Raw genomic sequence first — 25,215 nt, 5'->3', positions numbered from 1 at the left:
CATTCAGCAAAGCACCCTTGCGATGAAATCGGCTAAGGCAAAAAGGCAGATGATGGCGGTCGTCAGTATAAAAAAAGATCGAACGTAAATCCGCTTTGAACTAATCCCGATACCTTCCGCGCGTGAGCGCCTAGCGGAAGGCATGCTTACAGGATGGCAGACTAAAAAAAAGGAGAATGCTAGGTCTTCAGTCTAGTATCTGCTGGCAGTCCCGCTTTAGCTGCAAATGCTCGGGATTCTAGCCAATGTGCAAGTTGGCTTGCTGCCATTCAACGGCTGCTAGAAACCTCTGTTTACTTCCTCCTCCGGTTAAATTTTTGCAAGAAAAATGCCTGTCAATAATGGATAACAGGGGATCTTGCGATGAGAAAGGGAGAAAGCGAGTTCAGATCGCTAAAATACCTGATAAGTGGATTTGACTTCATGTCGTGAGTAACAACCTCGGAATTATTTGCTATAGAAAAAGGCTCGTCTTTTATAAAAAATGAACTATTCCGTAAAGAAAATGGACTATTTGATAAAGAAAATGCGTCATTCCAGAAAGAAAATGGTCTATTCTAGAAAGAAAATGGATCATTCCGTAAAGAAAATGAGTTATTCCAGAAAGAAAATAGACCATTCCGCAAAGGAAATGAACTATTCCAGAAAGAAAATGAATCATTGTGTAAAGAAAATAGCCTAGATGTTGACCTAATATTGAGGTGTATTAGTGGGAATTGCATCTTTTTTGCTGTTTTTTTTCCTATGCAAAAAAGGGCTGCCTACAAGCATAGGCAGCCCCCAACCTAACCACATCTGCTAATTGCCGTACCCAGGATTCTGCCAGAATCCGTTAGGATCTGAGCCCTGTGTACGGTTGGTAACCGCATCCATTTGCGTTTGAGGGATTGGCCTCAAAAGGTGGATGGCCTTTATGTTATTTTTTGCCGAACCATTGTACTTGGTAACCCTTTCTATGAGCTTCCCAGTACGCTTAAGGTCGAACCAGCGCTGCTGCTCGCCGCAGAGCTCGCGGGCACGCTCGTCGAGGATAATGTTGATGTCTTTTGCCGCTAATTGTGCCTCTTCAGCTGCCGATAGCGTGTTGTTTTTGCCCGCAATGGCGCGTGCGTTGCGCAAATCGTTGAGTCTGCTTTTTGCCAAGTTGGGTTGGTTGGCCATCATGTACCCTTCGGCTGCGATGAGGTACATTTCTGCCAAGCGGAAGACAAACGCATCGCGCTCGCATAAGTCGCTAATTACGGAAGAGGTGTAATCGTCGAATTTCTTTAGCTGGATGTACATGCGGTTTCCCTTATAGTTCTCGTTGCCAGCGGTACCCGTTGCAATAGTAGGTAAGGTTCCTTCAGCATCTTGGTATAGGGGATATACCTTGGAATTGCTCACATCGGTGCGAGAGAAAAGAACGTATCGTCCTGCGGCACGAGCGATTTGTGCTGGGGTTGCCGCTTTTTTAGCTAGGAAGATGGCGGTATCGCGCATGTTTGCAAAGCCAGATGGGGGGGCAATGCCAGCGTTAAAGGCGGCCTGTAGCGAAGGTGCTACTAGGTAGGCATCCCTAAACGAAGCCTGGTAGCGCTGGTCGGTTTCGTCGTTGAATAGATCCAGAAGATATCCTGACGGAACATAGCGTGTAAAGCCTTTACTGTAGGATTGGTAGCTGGTGCCTAGATCGTACGTCTTTCCAGAGTAGGAAAGTTTTTTGTTGGTTTCGGTATCTGTACGCTTTAACACTCCAGCTGTTGCGGGAACTACATTCCATACTCCAACGAACATCAGATGCGAGGCATTGCCGCCAATTGTGTTTGCTGCATTACGAATCATCATTGCCGACCAGTTCATTTGCTTCCCTTGCGGATCTAACTTTAACCTCTTAGGCATGATGCTGTTCTCCAATATGCTTGAATAATCGATATACCAAACGACCTCCTTGTTGGATATCCCATTTTGATTGGCCCCAGACCAGCAGTCGGCATACTTCGAGTAAAATGAGCATCCGCTTGCAGTAATAACCTCATCTGCTGTAGCTGCAGCATCGGCATATGCTTGGCTATCGTTAAACTTGCTAGCTTTGTAGAGGAGCAAGCGTGCCTTTAATGCTTTTGCAGCCCATAGGTTTATGCGCCCTGTTTTTGCTGTCTTATTGGCTAACTTGGCAATAGCATCGTTAACATCTTCGAGCATGAAGGCATATACATCCGCTTCTGACGAGCGATGCGCAATGGTGGTCAACTCTGTTATTGGTTCCTTATTAATTTGTACAGGACCCCATGTCTCTACCAAATGCCAGTAGTAGAAAGCACGTAGCGTCTTAAGTTCTCCTAGGTAAGCATTTTTGTCGCCTTCCGATAGCACTGTAGTAGGTGCGGCAGTAACGTATTTGATACCTGTATTGCACACGTTAATGGCGGTGTAGAACAGTTCCCAGTATTCGTCGAAGCATGCGTTCATGGTTTCTTTTGTACTGGATGCTGCTACTTCGGGGGTAATACCAGAATAGTCGATTAATACTTTCTGTCGGTTATCGTAGCCGGTAAGCCAGGTATCTGTACCGCCTTCGCTTAGACCAAATGCTGCTTCTTTACCATACCATCCTCGGAGGTAAGCGTAGCTAGCAGCAACAAGACCGTCGAGTCCTGATTTGGTGGAGTAAACCAAATCCTCAGTAGAATTGGTTTTGTTGCTCTCCTCCAAAAAATCGGAGCAGGAGACGTTGATCAAGGCTATGAGGGCTATAAACCCAATAGTATATCTCATTTTTGTTTTCATACGTCTGTTATTTTAATATAATACAACCTAGAATTCTATGTTTAAGCCTACAATCAGCTGCTTAGCAAGGGGGCTCGATATTGCACCACCTCTCTCAGGGTCGTAGTTGTCGAGATTGCTAAACGTAAAGTAGTTTTGCATAGAACCGTATACGTACAACTTGCTCATTCCAATTTTAGACGTAAGTTTTGAGGGAAGCTGATATCCCAATGTAACCTCTTTAATCTTAAAGAATGATGCCTTCTCATAAGCTAATGCTGGCATGTCATTCTGAGAAGCAATACCTGGGCGAGGAAATTTAGCTCCCTGATTTTCTGGTGTCCAAAAATCAACAGCCGGAGAACCATCGGCTTCTGTAGGCTTATACGCCGTATTGTAATCGTACTGGATCCATTGTCCAACACGTGCATACATTAAGGCCGATAATGAGATGCCTTTGTACGAAAGCGTATTGTTCCAGCCCAAAATAAAGTTTGGACTCTGGTTGTAAATTCGCTTATCCGATTCGTTAATAACGCCATCATTGTTGCGGTCAACAATTTTAATGTCTCCTGGAACCCGGTTATAGGTTTTAGCTTTGGCCGCTTCTGCAATCGACCAGCAGCCATCTGCTTCGTAATCGTAGAAGGCACGTGCTGCTTTGCCAACGATTAACGCCATTCCAGGAAGGGATAAATCTTGATGTGCACCGCTTGCAAGCTCTACGATTTTATCACGATTCATAGAGAAAGAGAAGTTTGTATTCCACGAAAAATCATGTTTCTCAATTGCTCTAATATTTAGAGTCGCTTCAATTCCCCTATTCTCAGTAGTACCCACATTGGTTAAAACTTGAGGATACGCAGATGTGGCAGGTAATCCTTTATACAACAATAAATTGTAAGTTCTGGAGTAGTAAGCATCTACAGTAGTAGATATTCGATTGTTGAACAACGAAAGATCAAGTCCTAAATCATAGGTTTTGGTTGTCTCCCAAGTCAGATTTGGATCGCCAAAATTTGCAGGTACCTGTCCAGATATTAGACTGCTTCCAAATGAATTATACACCTTGTCGGCACCTAATACGGTAAGTGTACTATAAGGTTCAACGGCCGAGTTGCCAGATTTTCCCCAACTTGCACGTAGTTTCAAATTGCTGACTGAGTTTATTCCTTCAAAAAAAGATTCGTCAGAAATAACCCATGCGCCAGAAATGGAGGGGAAGTACCCCCATTTATTCCCTTTCGATAATGCTGATGAACCATCAGAACGTAACGACGCTGTAAGCAGGTACCGATTGAATAGCTTGTAGTTTACTCTGCCAAAGTAGGAGAGCATGTTTTTCTTTATGTAATTATTAGCAATTGTTCGTCCTCCAGGGATAATGTTCGACAATTCGTAGAACGAGTTCTTTCCATAATGATCCTGTAGACCTGTTCCTGAAAGTCCGTGCATTTCGTAGGTAGATTGATACGAACTTTGTCCTAATAAGAATTGGAAGTCATGGTTAGCACCCAGTTTTGTTGAGTAGTTTAATGTGTTTTCCCAGGTGTATGATAATGATTGGTTGTTTTGAACCTCGAAGGCAGAGCCACGACCCGATTGATAGTTTCCTGTGCACATGTAATCTTCGTACTCACCATAACGATTAGAGTTCTGATCTACCCCTAAAATGGTTTTAAAGCGTAAGTTCTTTACAATTTCCCAGTCGAGAAATACATTGCTGAAAAGTCTATTGCTTTGCGTGTTATTTTGATAATACCCAGGGACTTCATTTAGTAACGGGTTGGTGTGGCTTGTTGCTAGCTCCGACGGTTTATCAAGGATGTCCCCATTTGCAAAGTAGGGTTGAGCCAACGTGTGCATTTTTATCAGTTGCGAATAAACGTTGTCGGCTCTTCGAGCCCAATCTCTATAGGTATACTGAATGCTTGCCCCAATTTTTAAATTATTTGCAATGCTATGGTCAATGTTAAGTCTTCCATTATATCTGCTAAGGTCGTCGTTCCGAAGTAGTCCCTCTTCCTTCATGTATCCTAGCGATAGGTTAAATGAAGTTTTGCCACTCCCTCCAGAAACAGCCACTTCGTAGTTCTGTGTAGTGCTGTTGCGCATAATCATATCGAACCAATCTACTCCACCCTCTTTATAGATGTCGTAAACAGATTTTTCGTAAGGTGAGCTTACAACGGTAGATAATACCTTATCGGCAGGGTAGTCTGCTAGGTTTGTTGTTCCCCACGCTAGTGTACCTTTTTCGGCATTATAGCGTTTTCGTTCAGCTTGGAAAAGGTACTCCTCTTGAGCATTCATCAGCTTTGGTAGGTTGGTTGGGCTGTTAAACGAAAGATAAGAGTTCAGTGTAACCCTTGTTTTTCCTCCATTCTTTTCAGCACTTCCTCTTTTAGTTGTTATTATAACAACGCCATTAGCGCCCCTTGTGCCATAGATAGCAGTAGATGAAGCATCTTTTAGAACTTCCATCGATTCAATATCCGAAGAGTTGATGTCAAGCGTTGAGCCATACTCAATCCCATCAACAAGGAATAACGGAGCATTCGAGGCAATGACAGAACGATTTCCTCTCAGGCTAATGTTTATTCCAGCACCAGATTCACCGCTCGACTTCGTTATATCCAATCCTGCAACTTTACCTTGCATAGACTGTAGCGCGTTATTCGATGCTGTCTTTACAATCTCGGTGGTTTTAAGAGAAGACACTGCACCTGTTAGATCTCTTTTTTTTACAAACCCGTAACCAATGGCAACAACCTCTTCGAGTTCAACAGAGGCAGATTTCATGGTTACTACTAAATTCTTTTGTCCCTTTATAGGAACGTCCAGATTCTGCATCCCCACAAAGGAGAAACGTAGAACGGAGGTGTTCAGATCTTTCACCTTTAGCTTAAAGGTTCCATCTATGCTTGTAGATGTCCCTACAGTGGTACCCACAACCTGAACAGAAACGCCAGGCAAGAGTTCTCCCTTTTCATCTTTTACCACTCCTGCTACCTCTTGGGTTTGAGCCATTGCGCTCGAAATTCCCCAAAATGCAAGAAGCAGCAAAAATCTAATAGAAATGTTTTTCATTTAATAAAAGTTTTGTTAGGCTTAGCATTTACCTTCATTAAAACCAGAGATAACTTCATGTTGCAGATCAATCAATCATCTGTTGGGATAATGGTAGGTGTTACCGGTGCAATATAGGGTGTTATACTATTGGTAATAGAGGTTTTTTATACCAAAGATGGGTGGTAAAAATAACATTTGTTGATTTAGTTAAACTGTATATAACTTTAAGACGAGTTTGTTTAACTGATTTATTGTTTAAATATATGATTGTTGTGAATGTAGGTCAAAATTATAAAGCATTAACGACATCTATATTATAATCACAATGCAAAAGGGTGGCTCAACATTCGTTAAGCCACCCTTAAATCTGATAACTGTAAGGACTATATGCTACTTATTGTGCCTGCAAATCGATTCAACTTCTAGGCTGGCCATAATAAACGGCCCAACGCCTTTGGGATCGTTATCCCTTTTCACTTCGTTGATATAGTATTCGTAGGAACCATCGCGATAGGGATTTCCTCCAAGGCCAGCAACCGCACAGCAGCTGGTAAGGCTTATGGTTCCATCGCTATTCTTAACAATAAAATATTTGAGAATTCCGTCATATCCCTTTTTTGCAATCTTTAGATACGATTTGTCGAGATAGCCCAAACGTACTCCTTTATATAGCGCGTAGACGAACATTGATGACGCTGTTGCTTCTAAATAGTTTCCTTGTCGTGTCCCCTGGTCAAGAACCTGATACCAAACTCCAGAAGTTGGATCTTGATACTTTTTTATCCCTGCAGCAACTTGATGCAGAATGGCAATTAACTCTTCTCGACCTTTATAATCGGCAGGCATGTTGCTAAGTGCATCTACTAAGCCCATGGCATACCATCCCATAGCTCGTCCCCAGAAGTTAGGTGAACAACCTGTCTCCTTATTTGCCCAACGTTGAGCTTTTAATTCATCCCAACCATGATAGTTTAATCCCGTTTTAGGGTCGTAGGTGTGCTTGTTCACAAGTACAAATTGCTTAACAACATCGTCAAAATCAGCAGGCTGATTGTACTCCTTTGCATAAAGTGCGTAGAATGGGGCACCCATGTAGAGACCATCAAGCCACATTTGGCTGGTGTATATTTTTTTATGCCAAAAGCCGCCTTCGGTGGTTCGTGGATGTGTATCTAGCTGGTGACGTAACAAATCCACCGCCTTTTTATACTTTTCTTCTTTTGTATGGCGGTATAGGTAAATCAAAAACTTTCCTGGGTTAATCTTGTCAATGTTGTACTCTTCCAGCTTATAGGTGGCAATGGCGCCCGATTCGTCTATAAACTTATCTGCAAAACCTTTTGCATACTCGAAGAAATGCTTGTCGTTAGTACTATCGGCAAGCTGCAGCATCGCCAATGCCATTAATCCTTGGGTGTAATCCCATTTGGGGGTTGAGACGAAGTCTGCCGTCCAAAGTTCCTTATGCCTCTTCATTTCAGATTCACCCATCCATACGGAATATCTTATGCATTTTTTTTTAGGTTTTGCATCAGCAGACATGGAATGGAAGCATCCTACAACTAGGGCTAATAATAGTCCGATAACCGTAACATGTGTTTTACTCATAGCTGTGTATCTTCTTTATTATACTTATACTGAACTTTCGACTGAATACTACTTTACCTTTTTAATTTTTCGCTGCCACTTGTCGTATTTTGGATAGAGCCTCAGAGGCCATTCTCCATACCAAGCATAGCCGTTTCTTCGCTCGTACCCAATTTCGGAGATATCGTACTTTTTTACACCATCTCTGTCGCACACAAAAGGCCTCATGTCATCGAGATTATAGAAGCGTGCCCATAGAGGAGTGGCGGAAGGATCGTCAACCATACGACGATCTTTTTTGCCTTCTACGTTAGTAATCTCATCGAGCCTCTTTCCTACGATTTTTGTCTTGTCGAACCACGCCATTGCGCCATTAACTGCATTAATAACCTCGGGCGAAGGATTGGGGATGCTCATTAGAAGTACTACAATCTCGGCAGACTCAGATCCCGAAAATGATGGTAACTCGTAGGCTCTAGCCTTGGCTGGCAGCAGGGTAACTTCATCGTGCTGTGCACACCAAACAGTTGGTTTCCCATCTACGATAATCTGTGTTTTGAGAATGCAGTCAATTCCTTTATCAAACATTTTTTTCGCAGTCTCTGCGTTTTCATCAGTTGTTATTCGAGTAAATACGGTATCCCTATCGGCTATTTTTTTCAAAAGATTCATCACATTCACCATAGCATTATCATTATAGGTGATATGAGTGTAATAACCTTTTCTGTCGTAGAATTGAGGCCAGCCTCCATTGGCGAGCTGCATCTTCTGCAAAAAAAGAAATCCTTTCTGGAAGGCACTTCTATATTCATCCCGGTGTGTTACATTAAAAATTTTTGCCAGAAATGTTAGCTCGGTTGTGGTTGCTCCATTATCTATGGTTGCATCTTGTGTTACTTCCTTTTCATCTGTGACTGCTGCGATTTGCGAATCGGAGAGCGGCTCGTCCATGCGAATATTTTTTGGCCAACCACCACAACTACGCTGATAGAGCAGTATGTTATTTGCAATATTTGCAGCCTCTGGAGAGGCGTACCATATCTCCGATTTCTCCTTTACAAAGTTGCGCCATTCCCGAGCCATTTTTGGCGTTCCATGTCCGCTATCCTGTGCAATAGCTGGTGCATTGCCAGCAAAGACACCTAGGAAAGATGTAATAATGGCCACCTTGAAAATATGTCCGTTTCTAATGTGTAGCATTGTGTATTTTCTTTTTAGCAGTACCGATGAATATTAGAAAAGAGCCACGAAGCCCTTACAATCAGCATTTCAGTTCTGCGAATATCTATATATTTAGGTAGTAAACCATCTACTTTTTTCCCATTCGAAGCGGGTAAACGTAACATTACAGCAATGTAGATTGGCAATATGCGCGAAGGACAGCCGTTTAATCGGGTAGAAGAAATGGAATTAACTCCCGCTTCGTCCTCCATGGCCACCGTAAATGCAGATCCGCATAGAGGTTAGAGCGTTGACCTTTTTGCTGGTATTCCTGCTTTCGACATGTTCTCATTTCTTGTTTCGATAAGTTCGTCCGTAGGGCTACGGTTCTTATTTCATGTTTCGATAAGTTCGTCCGTAGAGCTACGGTTCTCATTTCATGTTTCGATAAGTTCGTCTGTAGGGTTACAGTTCTTATTTCTGGTTTCGGTAAGTTCATCCGTAGAACTACAGCTCTCATTTCTGGTTTCGATAAGTTCATCCGTAGAGCTACAGTTCTCATTTCTTGTTTCGGTAAGTTCATCTGTAGGGCTACGGTTCTTATTTCATGTTTCGATAAGTTCGTCCGTGGAGCTACAGTTCTTATTTCTTGTTTCGATGTGTTCGTCTGAAGAGCTACGGTTCTCATTTCTTGTATCGATATATTCATTCGAAGAGCTTGGGTTGTTTGTTCTGCTTCCGGAATATACGTCCGTAGGGCTACGGAGGTCGTTTCTTCAGATCGGGTAGGAGGGCCACGGTTAACTCCCGCTTCGGCCTTCTGCGCAGCGTACATGCGGATCCGTATATGACGGTTCCGTGCGTTGACAGATTGCTGCGGGTGCGATATTGGTCTCCGCTATCCAACGGGTAAGGGCACCCTTACTTCTTTATCGAATCCTCGAGCCTTAAGCAAGATGACTCCTACTGATGAACCTGCCCCATTGGGGGATGCCCATGCCGGGCGAACTTAAAAAAGGCTGTAGATTCTTAACTCTACAGCCTTTTCACTATTCATGCTTCTCGTTTCTTATCTTCTCTAAGTAACTCGACGGGCTCATTCCGTATACATCCTTAAAGCACTTTCGGAAGTGCGCCAAGTCTCTAAACCCAACGGCGTACACAACCTCAGAAATGGTAATCTTATCCTGTTCGAGAAGTTGAGCAGCTCTTCGTAACCGAATATCACGAATAAACTCCTTTACTGTCATGCTGGTGAGCGCCTCTAACTTTCGATAGAGCTGCATGCGGCTAACCCCAACTTCGGACGAGAAAAGTTCTATGTCCAGATCAGGTTCTGACATATACTTTTCAACAACCTCTACAGCCTTTCTGAGGAATCTTTCATCTGGGGAGGCTATGGAAATGTTTGTAGGTTGAAGTAAAATGTCGGTTTTTAACTTTTCACGAAGTTTGTTACGGAGTAGCAGCAGGTTGTCAATCTTCACATTGAGGATGCTCAAATCGAAGGGCTTTGTTATGTAATCGTCGGCACCAGCAATAAGACCGCTCATCTCCGATTCTTTAGAGTTAGCGGCCGTTAGTAGCACTATAGGGATGTGAGAGGTTCTCTCGTCCTTTTTGAGCTTCCTGCACAGTTCTTGTCCGTCCATTACTGGCATAATAACATCCGAAAGCACCACCTCTGGGATATACTTTACTGCTAAGTCGAAGCCGATCTTACCATTTTCGGCCTCTAAAATGGTAAACTCATGCTTAAAATGCTCTCGAATAAAGGTTCGCATATCCGCATTGTCGTCGACAACCAGCAAATATTTTGCCGAGGCAGCAATCTTCTCTTGGTCCTCTTTTTTTGCCATTGCTAAATCATCACCACGGGCGTCGCTATTTTTAATTTCGTAGTCCTCAAGGATTGGAAGTCGAACAACGAAGGTAGTACCCTGATCCATCTCGCTCTGAACATCTACATCACCATGCAGCAGCTTAACAAACTCCTTTACGATAGATAGACCTATACCCGTTCCAGTTATTCCCTTCGAATTCGAGGCTTGGAAGAATCGGTTAAACACATTACTTACGCTACTGGCTGGAATTCCTGTTCCCGTATCTGAAACAGATATTTCGTAGCAGGCTCTTTGCCCAATATCTTCGAAGCTATAGCTGTCGGTAAGCTGTAGGCTAATCCTTACGTCACCTCCTTGATCCGTAAACTTAAAGGCATTCGAGAGAAGGTTGTTTACGATCTTACCCAGTTTATCGGTATCCATCCATACTGAAAGCTCGCGCTCAGGAAAATCGACAACAAGCTTAACTCCCTTTTCTTCTGACATAAACTGGAATGGCTTGACGGCGCTTTCCATGAATCTTACTAAATCGCCCTTGTCGTAATCGGCTTGAAGTTTCCCGGTTTCCAACTTTTTAAAGTCTAAGATCTGGTTTACCAGCTTCATTAAAAGTTGCGTATTATTTCGAACCATCTCCAGCATGACCCGGTCTCCATTACTCAACGATGGATTTTCGATCATCTTTTCGACAGGTCCTATAATTAGGGTAAGTGGTGTTCGTATTTCATGCGATACGTTCGTAAAGAACTGCTGCTTCATCGAATCAATTTCGTTCAGCTTCTTAGCCTTTGTCTTTTCGAATACTAACTTGTTGCGGAGATTTGCCCTATTAGTTAGAAACTGAATAACGAGGATGATGATTGCAATGAATACGAGTAGCATTAATCCACGAAACCAAATTGTTCCCCAAAATGGAGGTCTTATTTTAACTGTCAGAACGGCGCCATCCTCATTCCAGAGCCCATCGGAGTTTGAGCCTTTAACCCTAAACTTGTAGGTTCCGGGGGCAAGGTTCGAGTAGGTTACCGAGGTAGCATTTCGGGCATCAACCCAACGATCTTCTAGGCCTTCGAGTTTGTACGAGTATCTATTTTTATTCGCCTTAGCATAGTTTAGGGCTGCATAGTCGAAGGTAATCATGTTTTGACTATGGCGAAGTGTTACCTCTTTGGTCGTACAAATGCGCTTATAGTTTGCCCCATCTTCAGTTTCGATCTTTAGGGGCTCGTTAAATATGCTGATGTTGGTAATTACAACGGGAGGGCGATAGCTGTTAGGCTTTACCTGCTTTGGATTAAAGATGTTGAATCCGTTTATACCTCCAAAGAGGAGTTCGCCGCTTCGTGTTTTGGCAAATGCTCCATAGTTAAACTGGTTATTCTGCAGACCGTCTACCCGGTAGTAGTTCATAAACTTGTGGGTAGCCTGGTCGTAACGCGAAAGCCCATTGGAGGTGCTCACCCAAAGTCCCCCCACACCGTCGTCGACGATGGAGTAGGTGAAGTCGTTTGCAAGACCTTCAGCTTCGGTTAAGTATCTCTTTACGCCTTTCTTTTTATCGAAAATGGCAAGGCCATGCCCTTGAGTAGCCAGCATGAAGGTGTTGTCCGAAAGCTTATGAAAATCTCTGACAACCTCGTTGACAATGCGCTTTGTGCCAGTGGAAGGAGTATAGATTACTAAGTGATCGTTCGATCCAAACCAAATATCTCCGGACTGATCCTCTTCAATCCAGTTGACCTGCTTATTTCCGATAATATCGCCTCTAGTGATAAAACTATCCGACACAGGATCGTAGAGGTCTACGCCTTTATACGACCCAACCCAAATACGCTTTCTACTATCCATAAAGGTGATCCAAACCCTATTGTCGCTTATGCCACCTGCTTTACCGGGAGTTGCAACGTAGGACTTAAGCACCTTTTTAGTGTTGGCGTTTACAATGCTAATTCCTCCCATGTAGGTTGATACCCAGACATTCCCGCGTCCATCGGGCATAAACCATTTTATACAATCCGACTTAAGACCGCTGTTCTTTTTGGTGATAGCCGAAAAGTTTCCCGCTTTTCTGTTTAGAATGTTGATGCCTCCATTTTCTGTGCCTAACCAAATCTCGTCGTTACTCGATGGACAGATGGCATATATTTCGTTGTCGTTTAATCCATCGGCCATAGAGTTAGACATGGAGTAGTGCTTAAAGTACTTCTTCTCGTCTATCAGGTAGCTCACTCCGCCTCGAGTGCCTACCCACAGGTCGCCTTTGGCATCGACAAAAAGGCTAAGGATGGAATTCTGCCCTAGGCTTGTTTGCTCCTCGTTTTCGTGTCCATAGTAGGTGTACTGTTTGGTTGAAGTGCTGTAGGAGTAAAGCCCAGCTCGGGTTCCAAACCAGTAATCGCCATTCTTATCCTGGGTTATCGCCTTAACGGTTTGCGATCGATCTTGAGTAGGATAGGGGGTGAACCTGCTGGCGCTTTTGTAGTCGGCATTAACATAGTACACGCCGCTATTGTAAGTTCCAACCCATATTTTTCGGTACGAATCGGCATATAGAGACCAAACCTCGTCGGTGAGGTACGACTTTGCATCAGCACTTACCCTTGCAAGGTGCCTGTTACTAGGGTTGTAGGTGAGCAATCCTTTATCGGTGCCTACCCAAATAATGCCACGATAGTCGATGAGTATCTTTTTTATTTGTCCTACTGCAAATAGAGGATTTTTGAATTTTATGAAGGTTGCCTTTAGTCCATTCTCCGATTGGAGTAGCTTATACAATCCGTTATCGCATCCCAGCCATATACTCCCATCCTTATCCGACCTTATGGAGTTTACGGATACGCCATCGAGTCCTTTTATGATGACTGGTTCAAATTCTTCAACCCCATTCCTTAGTCTGTAAAGACCACCTTTCTCTACGCCTACCCAAATGGTGCCATCTTTGTCCTGAAAAATATCGCGGATTAGTCCATCTGTAGGGTTTGCTTTGCCCTTGTGCTTCATTTTGTATTGCTTAAAATGAAGCCCGTCAAAGCGGTTTAGGCCATAGCTGGTTCCTATCCAAATCCAACCATCACGATCTTGAAAAATGGATTGAACCTGATTGTTTGAAAGTCCCTGTTCTTGCGAGAAGTTATCGAATCGGTATAGCGAGTTTCGGCCGGCTTGTGCATTGGTGCTTATCAATGCTAGGATTAGGAGTACGGTTAGGCTATAAAATCTTGAAATCAGTTTCATACACGCGAAATAAATGCTGTAAATCTAGCTAATATTACCTGCAAAAAAATAGTTTGGTATGACAATTAACAGGGGGAGTTTTCCTTATAGGGCAGTAGTATCCACGAATTCGTAAGCAAGAGGTTAGGGGGGCATTATAGCGCTTGAATAATAGAGGGGGAATGGTACCTTGTTCTAACCAATAAAAAAAGCGCCCTACAAGAGGACGCTTTTCTATAATATAGGATAAACCTAGTTTCCTAGTGTAGCTACCATTACTGCCTTGATGGTGTGAACGCGGTTTTCTGCCTCGTCGAATACGATTGAGAGCGGAGACTCGAATACCTCTTCGGTAACCTCCATTTCGGCAAGACCGAACTTTTGGAACATCTCTTCGCCAACAACGGTTTCGCGGTTGTGGAATGCAGGTAGGCAGTGCATGAACTTCACGTTAGGGTTACCAGTAGCACGGATAACGTTCATGTTGATTTGGTAAGGCTTAAGCAGCTTAATGCGCTCTTCCCATACGTTTGCTGGTTCGCCCATCGATACCCAAACATCGGTGTAAACGAAGTCGCAGCCTTTAGCTCCTTCTTTAACATCTTCGGTAAGGGTGATTTTAGCGCCGGTTTCCTTGGCAATCTCGCGGCATTTAGCAACGAGTTCTTCCTCGGGCCAGCATTGCTTTGGAGCAACAGCGCGGAAGTCCATGCCCATCTTAGCGGCACCAACCATTAGGGAGTTACCCATGTTGTTGCGGGCATCGCCAAAGTAGGCAAAGGTAACCTTGTTAAGAGGCTTGTCGGTATGCTCGCGCATGGTTAGAAAGTCGGCCAAGATTTGAGTTGGGTGGAACTCGGTGGTAAGGCCATTCCATACGGGTACGCCAGAGTATTGAGCAAGTGTCTCAACGATCTCCTGAGAGTAGCCACGGTATTCGATACCATCGTACATGCGGCCAAGAACGCGAGCGGTATCCTTCATCGACTCCTTCTTGCCCATTTGCGAGCCGGCAGGGCCAAGGTAGGTTACATGAGCACCTTGATCCATGGCGCCTACTTCGAATGCGCAGCGGGTGCGGGTAGAGTCCTTCTCGAAAAGAAGCACAATGTTCTTACCCTTCATGGTTGGTTGTTCGGTTCCAGCATACTTTGCCTTTTTAAGGTCAGCTGCCAAATTCAACAGGTAGTCGATTTCTTTTGGTGTGAAATCAAGAAGCTTAAGGAAACTCCTATTACGCAAGTTAAATGCCATATCATTAATTTTTAAGGTAAATCGTTTCGCCTATGCAAGTAAGCAAATTGTTACGACCTACGCCATTTTACATGTCAATAATTTTATGCCGCCCTAGACGCTAATCGGCGTGCAAGGACGATTGCTTTGCGGTGCCGAGTATGCCTAGCAGCTACAGCCAATTGGCTTATCCTCGGTGTCGTACTCCATGGTGATCTTGGAGCCGTACTTCTTATCCTCGAGCTTGGTTGCCTCGGTGATAATGCTCTTTTCGCCGCCCAACTCGATGAACTTAAGCGCTGCACGAATCTTAGGAGCCATGCTACCCTCGCCAAACATGCCCATGTCGAGGTACTTCTTGGTGTCGGCATGGTTTAGGAATTCGGCAATTTGCTGGTTAGGTTTCTTGTAGTTGAGGTAGATGAAGGGCACATCGGTGAGGATGTAGAATTCGTTGGCCTTGATGTTGGAGGCCAGAAGCGCCGATGCGGAGTCCTTGTCGATAACTGCCTCGGCTGCGCGAAGAGTGTCTGCCTCGTCGTAGTAAACGGGAATGCCACCACCGCCCGATGCGATGACGATGAAGCCTTGGTCGGCCATGCTCTCGATCACCCTCTCGTTGAGGATGCCCTTAGGGGTTGGCGATGGAACCACGCGGCGCCATCCGCTGCCGGTATCCTTTACCTCTTCCTTGAAAACCCATCCCTTGCTGGCGGCCAACTTGTCGGCAGCCTCTTTCGAGTAGATGCGGCCAACACGCTTGGTGGGGTTAGAGAAGGCGGTGTCGTTGATATCTACCAGTACCGGGGTTACCAGCGTAACCACCTCGCGCTTGATGTTGTGCTTGTGCAGCACGTTGCGTAGGGCGCGCTCTATGATGTAGCCAATGGAGCCCTGGGTGTCGGCGACGCAAACGTCCAGCGGCATTTGGGGGAGGTTGTACACCTGCTCGCCGGCGTCGTTCTGGAGTAGCGCGTTGCCTACCTGTGGGCCATTGCCGTGGCTTATTACCAGATTGTAGCCCTGGCGAAGTAGGAATACAATGTTTTCTAGGGTGTCGGTTGCATTTTGCTCCTGCTCTTCGATGGTTCCCTGCTGGTTGCCCCGAAGCAGCGCATTGCCGCCTAGTGCAATCACAGCTAGCTTTTTTGTACTCATATATTTATTTCGTAATAGTTGTTATATAGGTCGTTATTAAGCCGAACAAGCGCCCTACGGAGCGCCAGTTCGAGTGGAGACCTACATCATCCACCGAACGCCAAAATTATATTTTTTTAACTTCATACAATATGATTTTGAAAATAATTGAAGAAAAAATCGATGATTTTATAGCTTGATGCTGGCTGTAAGGCTATAAATCGATATTCAACTTGGGTTAAATCGGAAAAATCAAAAGTAAAAATGGCGAATTGTTGCTGTTTTTGATGATTAAAGCGAGTAACGGGGTGTTTTGTTTCTTTGTATAATCAGTGTGAAATCGCGTTGCCCGTCTTTTTTCTAATCGGGAAAGAGTGTACATTCGTGTTGGCTTACGTAAGGTTGACACGCTTGTAGTCCTGTATCAGCGATCTTTATTGGTCCTCGGATTTTTTTGAATTGTAACGGCTGCGGTAGGCAGCCACTGTTGCGCAGGATCAACCCCGATAGGCTATTTTTTAATACGCATCACTTCCTTATACGCTAAGGTTTTACTTATAATCATGGAAACACTATTAGAATTGGATTACGTTACGCTTTCGTACGTAGCAGAGAAGAAATGTTTGGTTCAAACATGGAAGAAGTTTTGTACCACCGAGGAGTACAAGCATGGGCAGGAGAAGAGCCTGGAATTTGTTGTTGCCAAGGGCTGCAAGGGCTTTGTTAGCGACACCACCCATGCTGGCCTGCTGAAGCCTGAGGCCACTAGTTGGGCTGGCGAGGTCTTTGTTCCAAAGCTGAAGGCGGCGGGCATCGGCAACGTGGAGGTGGTGCTGCCCCAGAGCGCATTCACTAAGATGACCCTGATGAGCATCGAAAAGGATGCCGTAGGCTACATGCGCTACTACGGGTCGTTGGAGAGCGCTATGGAAGTGCTATAGCTGATTCGGCAAAAATGTTGAGCCCCCGCTGCTAGGTAATGCCTAGGGCGGGGGCTTTTTTTGTTCCGTAACGAATCGGGTGGGGCTGTAGATGTGATGGGTAGATTCTATGCTCATAGCCGTCAGGCCAAGAAAAAAGGATTCTGCTAGCAGTATTGTATGTTCTAGTACGACCCGTATCGGGTCGGTATGGTTGCCATGCTTCGATCTACAAACCTTAAATCCCTCTGGGATTTTTCGAACGAAAGTATAATGCCATAGGCATTAAAGGTTTGTAGATAGGGGCGTCATTCTGGAACCACGACTCCGGAGGAGTCGAACATTATGGATTAAACCTTAGCCTGACGGCTATGAGACTCTATGCTACTCCTGAGCATTATCGTATAATGGCGGCTAATCTACAATCTCTACGGATTGCTGCCTAACCTCCACCCTGCTGCATTAGTTAAAGGTAGTAGGGGCAGGGTTGTTGCTTTTCCCGTATGCTTAGGGGCTGATGCAAAAAAGCAGAGGATGCGCTGGGCATCCTCTGCTTGTAGGTATGTCGTTAAGGCGGTGCTACGCCATCTTGTAGACAAAGGCGTTGATGTTCATTCCTGCGCCAACCGAGGCAACAACCACGGTGTCGCCCTTCTTGATTTCGTGGGGGGCGAGCTGGCCCTTCACGATGAGGTCGAGCAGCGTGGGTACGGTGGCCACCGACGAGTTGCCCAGCCACGAGATGGTCATCGGCATTACGTCGGCCGGTGGGGTCATGTCGTAGAGGCTGTAGAGGCGGTCGAGGATGGCGTCGTCCATCTTGCCGTTGGCCTGGTGGATGAGCACCTTGCTGATGTCGGAGAGCTGCAGGTTGGCCGCGTCGAGGCAGTCCTTGATGGCCTGGGGCACATGCTCGAGGGCGTACATGTACAGCCTACGCCCGTTCATGCGGATGTAGAGGTTGCCTGTAGCCTCGTACTCGGCGGGGTTGAGCGAGGGGCCCATCTGGAGCATCTTGGAGTAGAGGAAGGTGTCGGAGCGGGTCTTGTGGACCAGCATGCCCACGGGCTCGTCGCTGGGCCTAGCCTCGAGGATCACGGCGCCGGCGCCATCGGCAAAGATCATGCGGTCGCGGTCGTGCGGATCCGATATGCGCGAGAGGGTGTCGCCACCGGCTACCAGGATGCGCTTGGCGTCGCCCGAGCGCAGGTAGTAGTTGGCCTGGATCATGGCCTGCACCCATCCGGGGCAGCCGAAGGGAACGTCGTAGGCTACCGTTGCGGGGTTCTTGATGCCCAGCAGGTGCTTCACGCGGGCGGCCACGCAGGGCACGATGTCCACGCGGTTGCTGCCGGGCAGCACGTCGCCGTAGTTGTGGGCTACAATCACGTAGTCGAGCGTTTCGGGGTCGATGCCGGCTGCCTCGATGGCCCTGGCGGAGGCCAGGTGTACGATGTCGGAGGTCAGCTGGTCATCGGCGACGTAGCGGCGCTCGGCGATGGTGGTTATCTCCAAAAACTTCTGGATGATCTCCTCGTTGCTCTTGTCGAGCGGCTGGTGGTCGTTGCCGTAGAACTGGCAGCCCAAAAATTCCTCATTCTTCACAACTCGCTCGGGGAGGTAGCTCCCCGTTCCGGTAATGACGCTGTAGATCGTTTGGTTCATATGGTAAATATAAATCTTGTTACATACGGATTGCCGTATCAATCGAACCGTTCCCAACTAAATTAAAGCCTGCCCGTGCTGAGGGCGGAATTCCCGATGATAGGCCCGCAGGCCGGCGGGCGAAGGTACTGTTTTTTCTCTGAAAACCGGATTTGCCCTTGGCCACATCCGCGGAGGCTGCCCGAAATTGGACCGATGGTTTAGCAAAAAATGGCTTTTGTATTAAAAATAACGGTAAAAAATAGGAATACATGTAAAAAATACTACTTTAGCGGTTGGTTGATATAAAATAATACTAAATCCAACAGCCAATGAAAAATGAGTATTCGCAGGTTATTGCCAAGGAGGTGCTCGACAAGGTGAATGCCCACCTTAAGGAATGCTACACGCTACTAAAGCCCTCCTGCGTGGAGCTAACTCCCAGCCAACGGGAGGAACTGCCCAAACTGGGCACTAGGAATACGGGTAAGGTGAGCAGCATCACCAACGAGATGAACGTGGCTCCCGAGTACGCCCCAATCATGTTTGACATGGTTGAGGTGAATAAGGACTTTAAGGTGATAACCGACTTGTCTACCGTCGCCTTAAGTATCACCAACCTCCAGATGCTGGTCGATGACACCCTAACCGTTGCCGGAAGCGAAGCCTTCCTGGGCTGCATGGAGTACTACAGCTCCGTTAAGCATTTTGCTTCGCGGAACGATCCTAAGGCTAAGGCCATTTACGAGCGGCTTAAGCCAATGTTTACCCCACAAGTGGCTAAAAAGAAAAAGGACGAGCAAAAGCCAACGAAGTAGAGCCATCTACCGCGCCAACAGAGTTCCGATAGCACCTCGCTACCGGAACTTTTTGTTGGTACCCTTTCCCGGTTGGCAGCGTAGGCTGCAAATAGCAGGGTGCAGGCTGCAAATAGCAGGGTGCAGGCTGCAAATAGCAGGGTAGAGGCTGCAAAAAGCAGGGTAGAGGCTGCAAAGAGCAGGGTAGAGGCTGCAAAGAGCAGGGTGCAGGCTGCAAAAAGCAGGGTGCAGGCTGCAAAGAGCAGGGTGTAGGCTGCAAATAGCAGGGTAGAGGCTGCAAAGAGCAGGGTAGAGGCTGCAAATAGCAGGGTGTAGGCTGCAAATTGCAGGGTACAGGTTGCCCTTAACGACTTTTTCTTGGCTAGCAGGAACAAGCATCCCGAAAAGCAGTTACTTTAATCTGCCCCGATAGAGCTGATGGGGGCAATCGTTATCGCCGCATCAGGATTTGCGGGGTTTGGAGTAATGGTTAAACGATATTTAAGCTATCACACGAAATCCGCTGTTAAAACCACTGACAATTTTTACTACTTTTGAGCGGCTATTGGGCTAGCCATACGCGGCCCAATAGGCAGGTGTACCGCCCGAGTGAATACCGGAATACGGGTTTGGCAGCATTGCTCGTACGGCAGCGGGCAAATTCATACAAACAATACACAATCCTGCTGTATCCCCCCAGCCATATAGCTGTAAGGTTGGCTGCGCAGGCAGAGCAATAGAGGTTTTTCTAATTCATAATTGCATTTACATGAATTTCACACACGAAGTAGAAGGAATGATTTGCGTTGCACAAGGTGCAAATCATGGTCCTGCACCCATCCCCGAAGAGGGCAAGTGGGTAAAGGCAAAGGAAGTGAAAGATATTTCGGGCTTAACGCACGGTGTGGGCTGGTGTGCCCCACAGCAGGGTGCCTGCAAGCTAACCCTAAACGTTAAGGAAGGTATCATCCAGGAGGCGTTGGTAGAAACGCTAGGCTGTACCGGTATGACCCACTCTGCGGCGATGGCCTCCGAGATCCTACCCGGAAAAACCATCCTAGAGGCGCTAAATACCGACCTCGTGTGCGATGCCATCAACACGGCCATGCGCGAGCTTTTCCTTCAGATTGTTTACGGTCGTACCCAAACCGCCTTCTCGGAAGGGGGCCTTCCTATTGGTGCTGGGCTCGAAGATTTGGGCAAGGGGCTTCGTAGCGTAACCGGAACCATGTACGGAACCGTAGCAAAGGGATCTCGCTACCTGGAGATCGCCGAAGGCTACGTAACCAAAATAGGTCTTGACGCCAATAGCGAGATCATCGGCTACGAGTTTGTAAACCTAGGCCGCATGATGGACATGATTAAGGGCGGTACCGACGCAACCGAAGCCCTTAAGAAGGCATCGGGTAAGTATGGCCGCATGGAAGAGGCGGTAAAAGTTATAGATCCACGTAAAGAATAGGAGGAAACAAGAATGGCATTATTTGAGAGCTACGATAGACGTATTGCACAAATCAACAAGGTGCTCAACTCCTATGGAATTTCCTCGGTAGAGGAGGCTAAAGCAATATGCGATGCCAAGGGAGTGGACGTGTACACAATTGTAAAGGATATTCAACCAATTGCCTTCGAAAATGCATCGTGGGCCTACATCGTAGGTGCTGCCATTGCCATTAAGAAGGGCCAAACCAACGCGTCGGAAATTGCTGCAACGCTAGGTGAAGGGCTTCAGGCATTCTGTATCCCTGGTTCGGTAGCCGACGACCGTAAGGTTGGTCTTGGCCACGGCAACCTAGCCGCCATGCTGCTTCGCGAAGAAACCAAGTGCTTTGCATTCCTAGCCGGCCACGAATCGTTTGCCGCTGCCGAAGGTGCAATTGGTATCGCCAAGTCGGCCAACCGGGTTCGCAAGGAGCCATTGCGCGTTATCCTTAACGGTTTGGGTAAGGATGCTGCAAAGATCATTGCCCGCGTTAACGGCTTTACCTACGTTCAAACCCAGTTCGACTACGCAACCGGCGAGCTTAAGGAGGTTAACCGCATCGCCTACTCGAATGGCGAAAAGGCAAAGGTAAACTGCTACGGTGCCGACGATGTGCGCGAAGGTGTTTCGATTATGCACCACGAGGGTGTTGATGTTTCGATCACCGGAAACTCTACCAACCCAACCCGCTTCCAGCACCCTGTAGCGGGTACGTACAAGAAGGAGTGCTTCGAGCAAGGTAAAAAGTACTTCTCGGTAGCATCGGGCGGTGGTACAGGTCGTACGCTCCACCCCGACAACATGGCTGCAGGTCCTGCTTCTTACGGCATGACCGACACCATGGGACGCATGCACTCCGACGCTCAGTTTGCAGGTTCGTCATCGGTACCCGCACACGTAGAGATGATGGGGCTTATCGGTATGGGCAATAACCCAATGGTAGGCGCTTCGGTTGCCGTTGCTGTTGCTGTTTCGCAAGCTTAAGCGAATGATCGTTTTTTAAAGTTAGATGATGATAGTTTAACTTGAAAGGCCTGGCAAATTCTATATTTGCTAGGCCTTTCTCTTTAGTAAGACTACTGATGTTCAAACGTGGGCCTTCGCCCCGCTGAGTGGAGCGTCCTCGCTCCGCTTAGGTAGCCAAGGCTTCCAACTTTTAAAAGATGAAATTGGTAAAATAGAGGCTGTCCATTATTATTTGGACAGCCTCTTTAATTTCATGGAATTTCTGATGCGGCTTATACTTTGTCAACCGCAGTCATTTGTAGGTTGTAGAAGGACGTATTAAGATATTGTACTTACAACCTGAAACCATGAAATTTAAAGACAACCAGATCTGACCAAGAAAACTTTCTTTTATGCTTTAAATGATTGCTACTTGTTCCCTTTCCAAACAGAGTCGATCAACCCCTGAATCCCATTTGCTGTAATAAAGTCAAATAGTTTTACGAGCAATGGAAAAAGTAGGATTATGATGACTATGGCAATAGCTAGTATGGCTACCATTGCAAAAATGACCAACCTCCTTAGCTTCGGGTCCCTAAGGTATTTGCTAATCAACTCCCTCTTAAAATCGTGATGCCTCGAATGGTAATGTGAGTTGTGATGATCATCATCATGGTCAAAAAAGTTATCATCCCTACCATAATGGTCATGATCGTGACTATGGTGCTTACGTCCATATTCAGAAAAATCATTGAATCCCATGATTATAACGTTTAATAAAAATAAGTAATAGGAAAGCCTTGCTACAAGTAATACGAATGCTGTAATGGTAGAGTACCTACCATTAACTTGTAGTAAAAAAAGGATGAATTACAAAAACTTTGGTGGCTGCCAAATGCTTGATGAAAAGCAATCTTCTTCTAGGACAGAAACTAAACGGGGCGATTTTTCGATACTCGAAAGATATCTACTTAGATCCATTTTTGTGGGATCAACAAAAAAACACTCATCACAATTTGCGGTATGCGTGCTATCTAGCTGGAGCAAGGAGCTGGAGCATTCTCGCTGTTCACATTCTTTGCTAGGTGAGAGCGTGCAACAAATAAAACCACAATCAGCCAGAATTAGAACGAAGCTGAGCGCTAAAAATAGGAAGGATATTTGTTTTACGGCATTTCTCATATAAAAATCGTGCTCACCTTATATCTAACATAGGGCTGCAAATATATAATAGAATGAAAAGATATTACATCAAGATGTCTGCAAGAAAGTAAAATTCAATGCAAACTAACACTTATATCGGCTTACAAGGCGATGTGAGGTATTGTAAAGCAAAACATCCTTGTTCGGCTGAGGTTTTCGCCCATTGCCGAATCTATTCTGCAGGCTATAGCCTGCTATGATAGAGCTGCCGAAGGCTGGAGCCTTCGCCCAACGGAGCGTCCTCGCCCCGCTTGGGTAGCCAAGGCTTCCAGCCTGTTACTAATGCGGCCAGCGGCCGCAAAAAGCAAAAGCGTAGGCAGAGCCTACGCTTAACTCGGGACTTTTTTTAGCTAGCAGGAACAAGCATCCCGAAAAGCTGCTACTTTAGCTCGCCCTGTCCGGTGGTGGCTCCTACCTTCGCCGAATGGGGTACGCCTGACCGCGTAGATGAAAACAAAACCATGATAGGAATGAGAACCATAGACATCAACAGCTGGAAAAGAAGGGAGCACTTCCGCTTTTTCTCCAAAATGGCCAGCCCCTTCTTTGGGGTGGTAACGGAGGTCGACTGCACCCGCTGCTACGACAGCGCCAGGGCAAGCGGGAGGTCCTTCTTTGCAAGCTACCTGCACAAGTCGATGATCGCGGTAAATGCCGTAGAGGAGCTGCGGTATAGAATCGTAGGCGACGAGGTTGTAGCGTTCGATGTTATACACGCGGGGACAACCGTAGGCCGCGAAGATGGCACCTTTGGCTTTGCGTTTGTAAACTTCTCGGCCGATTTTGACACCTTCAACGCCGAGCTGCAAAAAGAAATAGAGGAGGTAAAGAGCACCTCGGGGCTTCGGCTTAACAACGACGATCTGAAGACGAACCTTATTCGCCACTCAACCATCCCCTGGAATTCGTTTAGCGGCCTGCTGCACCCTACCAACTTCGATCCGAAAGAGTCGGTCCCCAAAATTACCTTTGGCAAGTTCGCAATCCGCGAAGGGCGAAAGATGCTTCCGGTGTCGGTTGAGGCCCACCACGGCTTGGCCGATGGCTTTCATTTGGCGCAATACTTCAGCGAGTTTCAGGCCCAACTTGATGCGGAGTAGCTGGGGCGGGAGCCCCGCAGAGGGGAGGCTCACCGGCGCTTGTAGCCATGCCGCAAAGAGGAACGAATATATTTTAAACGGTCGATAATTAACAAGTGCGATAGCCGAATGGATAGGACATTCTTGAAGTTTTATGCTGATTCAACACGGTACAACTTGGCATTTTCGGTGCTGTGCTTTGTGGTAGTGAGCCCGCTCGCCGGCCTTGTATCGCTGCCAACATTCGGGTTGGCCGTTGGACTGCTTTGCTACAGGAAGTTTCATGGCCACCAGTACTACTTCTACTACAACCTGGGGATAACCAAGCGGCGGCTGATTGCCAAATCGGTGGCGGTTAACCTGGCGATTGCGCTTCCCGGACTACTTGTGCTGCTAATAATGTACCTGAATGAGTGAACTCGTAGTAGGTAAGCTGTCCAAGGCGTTCAATGGGCACGAGGTGCTGTCCGACATTTCGCTCCACCTAAAAACGGGTGAGATTTTGGGCATCTTTGGCCGTAACGGTTGTGGGAAGTCGACGTTGCTAAAGATTCTATTCGGCACCCTATCCGCCGACGATGAACGTATCTGGGTTGACAACGAGCGCTTCAGTACGTCGAGGAATATCGAGTTGATGAAGATCTCGTACCTGCCCCAGGAAAGCTTTTTGCCCAGCGATTTAAGGGTGAGGGATGTAATTCCGCTATACTATAAGGATGGAGATGTGCAGGACAAACTTTTCTACGACCCCCGGATAGCCAAGATTGAGCGGCAGCAGGTAGGAACCCTATCGTTGGGCGAGCGGCGGTACTTCGAGATTTTGCTGATTTCGAGATTGCCTCACCAATTCATGCTGCTCGACGAACCCTTTTCGATGGTCGAACCCTTATACCAAGACTCCATAAAAGCGCTGCTGCTCCAGCTGAAAAACGAAAAGGGGATACTAATCACCGACCACTACTACCGCGATGTTCTCGCAATTTCGGATCGTAAAATGCTGATAGCGGATGGCCGTGCCATTGAGGTTGACAATGAAGCCGACCTGATGAGGAATGGATATTTGCCCATCCGCTGAGCGCCCTCGAACCTGGCTTTCCCCCCCCGTTCGGATGAGGCTTCAGCATCAAGCCTGCAATAGCAGAGCTGACG

Annotated in this window: 15 protein-coding genes; 7 read left to right on the top strand and 8 right to left on the bottom strand. The window is 46.5% G+C overall.

Annotated elements, in window-relative coordinates; genetic code table 11:
* Positions 1-798: 798 nt before the first annotated feature.
* The 7 genes from ACHZA1_RS03090 to arcC form a co-directional block, all read right to left on the bottom strand.
* The gene (locus ACHZA1_RS03090; protein ID WP_320053769.1) at positions 799-2,769 is read right to left on the bottom strand and encodes a RagB/SusD family nutrient uptake outer membrane protein; all 1,971 of its coding nucleotides are present in this window, start codon (positions 2,767-2,769) and stop codon (positions 799-801) included.
* Positions 2,770-2,796: 27 nt separating this feature from the next.
* Positions 2,797-5,838 (bottom strand): TonB-dependent receptor, encoded by a 3,042-nt coding sequence (locus ACHZA1_RS03085; RefSeq protein WP_320053768.1) that lies wholly within the window; start codon positions 5,836-5,838, stop codon positions 2,797-2,799.
* Between the two features lie 372 nt (positions 5,839-6,210).
* Positions 6,211-7,428 carry a glycoside hydrolase family 88 protein gene (locus ACHZA1_RS03080; protein WP_320053767.1) on the bottom strand — a complete coding sequence of 406 codons (1,218 nt, stop codon included), beginning with the start codon at positions 7,426-7,428 and terminating at the stop codon, positions 6,211-6,213.
* A gap of 48 nt (positions 7,429-7,476) precedes the next feature.
* On the bottom strand, positions 7,477-8,607 hold the full coding sequence (gene pelA / locus ACHZA1_RS03075) for a pectate lyase (protein WP_320053766.1): 1,131 nt from the start codon (positions 8,605-8,607) through the stop codon (positions 7,477-7,479).
* 1,010 nt (positions 8,608-9,617) lie between these two features.
* Positions 9,618-13,646, bottom strand: coding sequence for a two-component regulator propeller domain-containing protein (locus tag ACHZA1_RS03070; RefSeq protein WP_320053765.1), 4,029 nt, complete (start codon positions 13,644-13,646; stop codon positions 9,618-9,620).
* Between the two features lie 231 nt (positions 13,647-13,877).
* Positions 13,878-14,879, bottom strand: a complete 1,002-nt coding sequence (argF, locus tag ACHZA1_RS03065; RefSeq protein ID WP_320053764.1) for an ornithine carbamoyltransferase — start codon at positions 14,877-14,879, stop codon at positions 13,878-13,880.
* A gap of 144 nt (positions 14,880-15,023) precedes the next feature.
* A complete protein-coding gene (gene arcC, locus ACHZA1_RS03060) occupies positions 15,024-16,016 on the bottom strand; it encodes a carbamate kinase (protein ID WP_320053763.1) in 993 nt (330 codons plus the stop codon).
* Between the two features lie 542 nt (positions 16,017-16,558).
* Here arcC and ACHZA1_RS03055 point away from each other — a divergent pair.
* The gene (locus ACHZA1_RS03055) at positions 16,559-16,936 is read left to right on the top strand and encodes a hypothetical protein (RefSeq protein ID WP_320053762.1); all 378 of its coding nucleotides are present in this window, start codon (positions 16,559-16,561) and stop codon (positions 16,934-16,936) included.
* 558 nt (positions 16,937-17,494) lie between these two features.
* Here ACHZA1_RS03055 and ACHZA1_RS03050 read toward each other — a convergent pair.
* Positions 17,495-18,622 carry a ketoacyl-ACP synthase III gene (locus ACHZA1_RS03050; protein ID WP_320053761.1) on the bottom strand — a complete coding sequence of 376 codons (1,128 nt, stop codon included), beginning with the start codon at positions 18,620-18,622 and terminating at the stop codon, positions 17,495-17,497.
* A 269-nt stretch (positions 18,623-18,891) separates the two neighbouring features.
* On the opposite strand from ACHZA1_RS03050, the gene ACHZA1_RS03045 reads away from it, so the two are divergent.
* The 6 genes from ACHZA1_RS03045 (at position 18,892) to ACHZA1_RS03020 (ending at position 25,141) form a co-directional block, all read left to right on the top strand.
* Complete coding sequence (locus ACHZA1_RS03045) at positions 18,892-19,377, top strand: hypothetical protein (protein WP_320053760.1); 486 nt, start codon at positions 18,892-18,894, stop codon at positions 19,375-19,377.
* Positions 19,378-20,125: 748 nt separating this feature from the next.
* A complete protein-coding gene (locus tag ACHZA1_RS03040) occupies positions 20,126-20,818 on the top strand; it encodes a hypothetical protein (RefSeq protein WP_320053759.1) in 693 nt (230 codons plus the stop codon).
* A gap of 12 nt (positions 20,819-20,830) precedes the next feature.
* Positions 20,831-21,823 carry a GGGtGRT protein gene (locus ACHZA1_RS03035; protein WP_320053758.1) on the top strand — a complete coding sequence of 331 codons (993 nt, stop codon included), beginning with the start codon at positions 20,831-20,833 and terminating at the stop codon, positions 21,821-21,823.
* Positions 21,824-23,457: 1,634 nt separating this feature from the next.
* Complete coding sequence (locus ACHZA1_RS03030; protein WP_320053757.1) at positions 23,458-24,087, top strand: chloramphenicol acetyltransferase; 630 nt, start codon at positions 23,458-23,460, stop codon at positions 24,085-24,087.
* 108 nt (positions 24,088-24,195) lie between these two features.
* On the top strand, positions 24,196-24,483 hold the full coding sequence (locus ACHZA1_RS03025; RefSeq protein WP_320053756.1) for a hypothetical protein: 288 nt from the start codon (positions 24,196-24,198) through the stop codon (positions 24,481-24,483).
* The gene (locus ACHZA1_RS03020; RefSeq protein ID WP_320053755.1) at positions 24,476-25,141 is read left to right on the top strand and encodes an ATP-binding cassette domain-containing protein; all 666 of its coding nucleotides are present in this window, start codon (positions 24,476-24,478) and stop codon (positions 25,139-25,141) included. Before ACHZA1_RS03025 ends, ACHZA1_RS03020 begins: the two co-directional genes overlap by 8 nt.
* Positions 25,142-25,215: the final 74 nt, after the last annotated feature.

The sequence above is a fragment of the uncultured Acetobacteroides sp. genome (assembly GCF_963667355.2).
Lineage (GTDB): Bacteria > Bacteroidota > Bacteroidia > Bacteroidales > ZOR0009 > Acetobacteroides.
Note: the sequence above shows the minus strand (reverse complement) of the source record. Positions and strands in the feature narration are given on the sequence as shown.

Coding starts and splice junctions, on each gene's coding strand:
- ACHZA1_RS03080 (WP_320053767.1), bottom strand. CDS start 7,428: ATGAGTAAAACACATGTTACGGTTATCGGACTATTATTAGCCCTAGTT.
- ACHZA1_RS03025 (WP_320053756.1), top strand. CDS start 24,196: ATGGATAGGACATTCTTGAAGTTTTATGCTGATTCAACACGGTACAAC.
- ACHZA1_RS03040 (WP_320053759.1), top strand. CDS start 20,126: ATGAATTTCACACACGAAGTAGAAGGAATGATTTGCGTTGCACAAGGT.
- ACHZA1_RS03045 (WP_320053760.1), top strand. CDS start 18,892: ATGAAAAATGAGTATTCGCAGGTTATTGCCAAGGAGGTGCTCGACAAG.
- ACHZA1_RS03030 (WP_320053757.1), top strand. CDS start 23,458: ATGAGAACCATAGACATCAACAGCTGGAAAAGAAGGGAGCACTTCCGC.
- ACHZA1_RS03090 (WP_320053769.1), bottom strand. CDS start 2,769: ATGAAAACAAAAATGAGATATACTATTGGGTTTATAGCCCTCATAGCC.
- ACHZA1_RS03035 (WP_320053758.1), top strand. CDS start 20,831: ATGGCATTATTTGAGAGCTACGATAGACGTATTGCACAAATCAACAAG.
- argF (WP_320053764.1), bottom strand. CDS start 14,879: ATGGCATTTAACTTGCGTAATAGGAGTTTCCTTAAGCTTCTTGATTTC.
- ACHZA1_RS03070 (WP_320053765.1), bottom strand. CDS start 13,646: ATGAAACTGATTTCAAGATTTTATAGCCTAACCGTACTCCTAATCCTA.
- pelA (WP_320053766.1), bottom strand. CDS start 8,607: ATGCTACACATTAGAAACGGACATATTTTCAAGGTGGCCATTATTACA.
- ACHZA1_RS03020 (WP_320053755.1), top strand. CDS start 24,476: ATGAGTGAACTCGTAGTAGGTAAGCTGTCCAAGGCGTTCAATGGGCAC.
- ACHZA1_RS03055 (WP_320053762.1), top strand. CDS start 16,559: ATGGAAACACTATTAGAATTGGATTACGTTACGCTTTCGTACGTAGCA.
- ACHZA1_RS03085 (WP_320053768.1), bottom strand. CDS start 5,838: ATGAAAAACATTTCTATTAGATTTTTGCTGCTTCTTGCATTTTGGGGA.
- arcC (WP_320053763.1), bottom strand. CDS start 16,016: ATGAGTACAAAAAAGCTAGCTGTGATTGCACTAGGCGGCAATGCGCTG.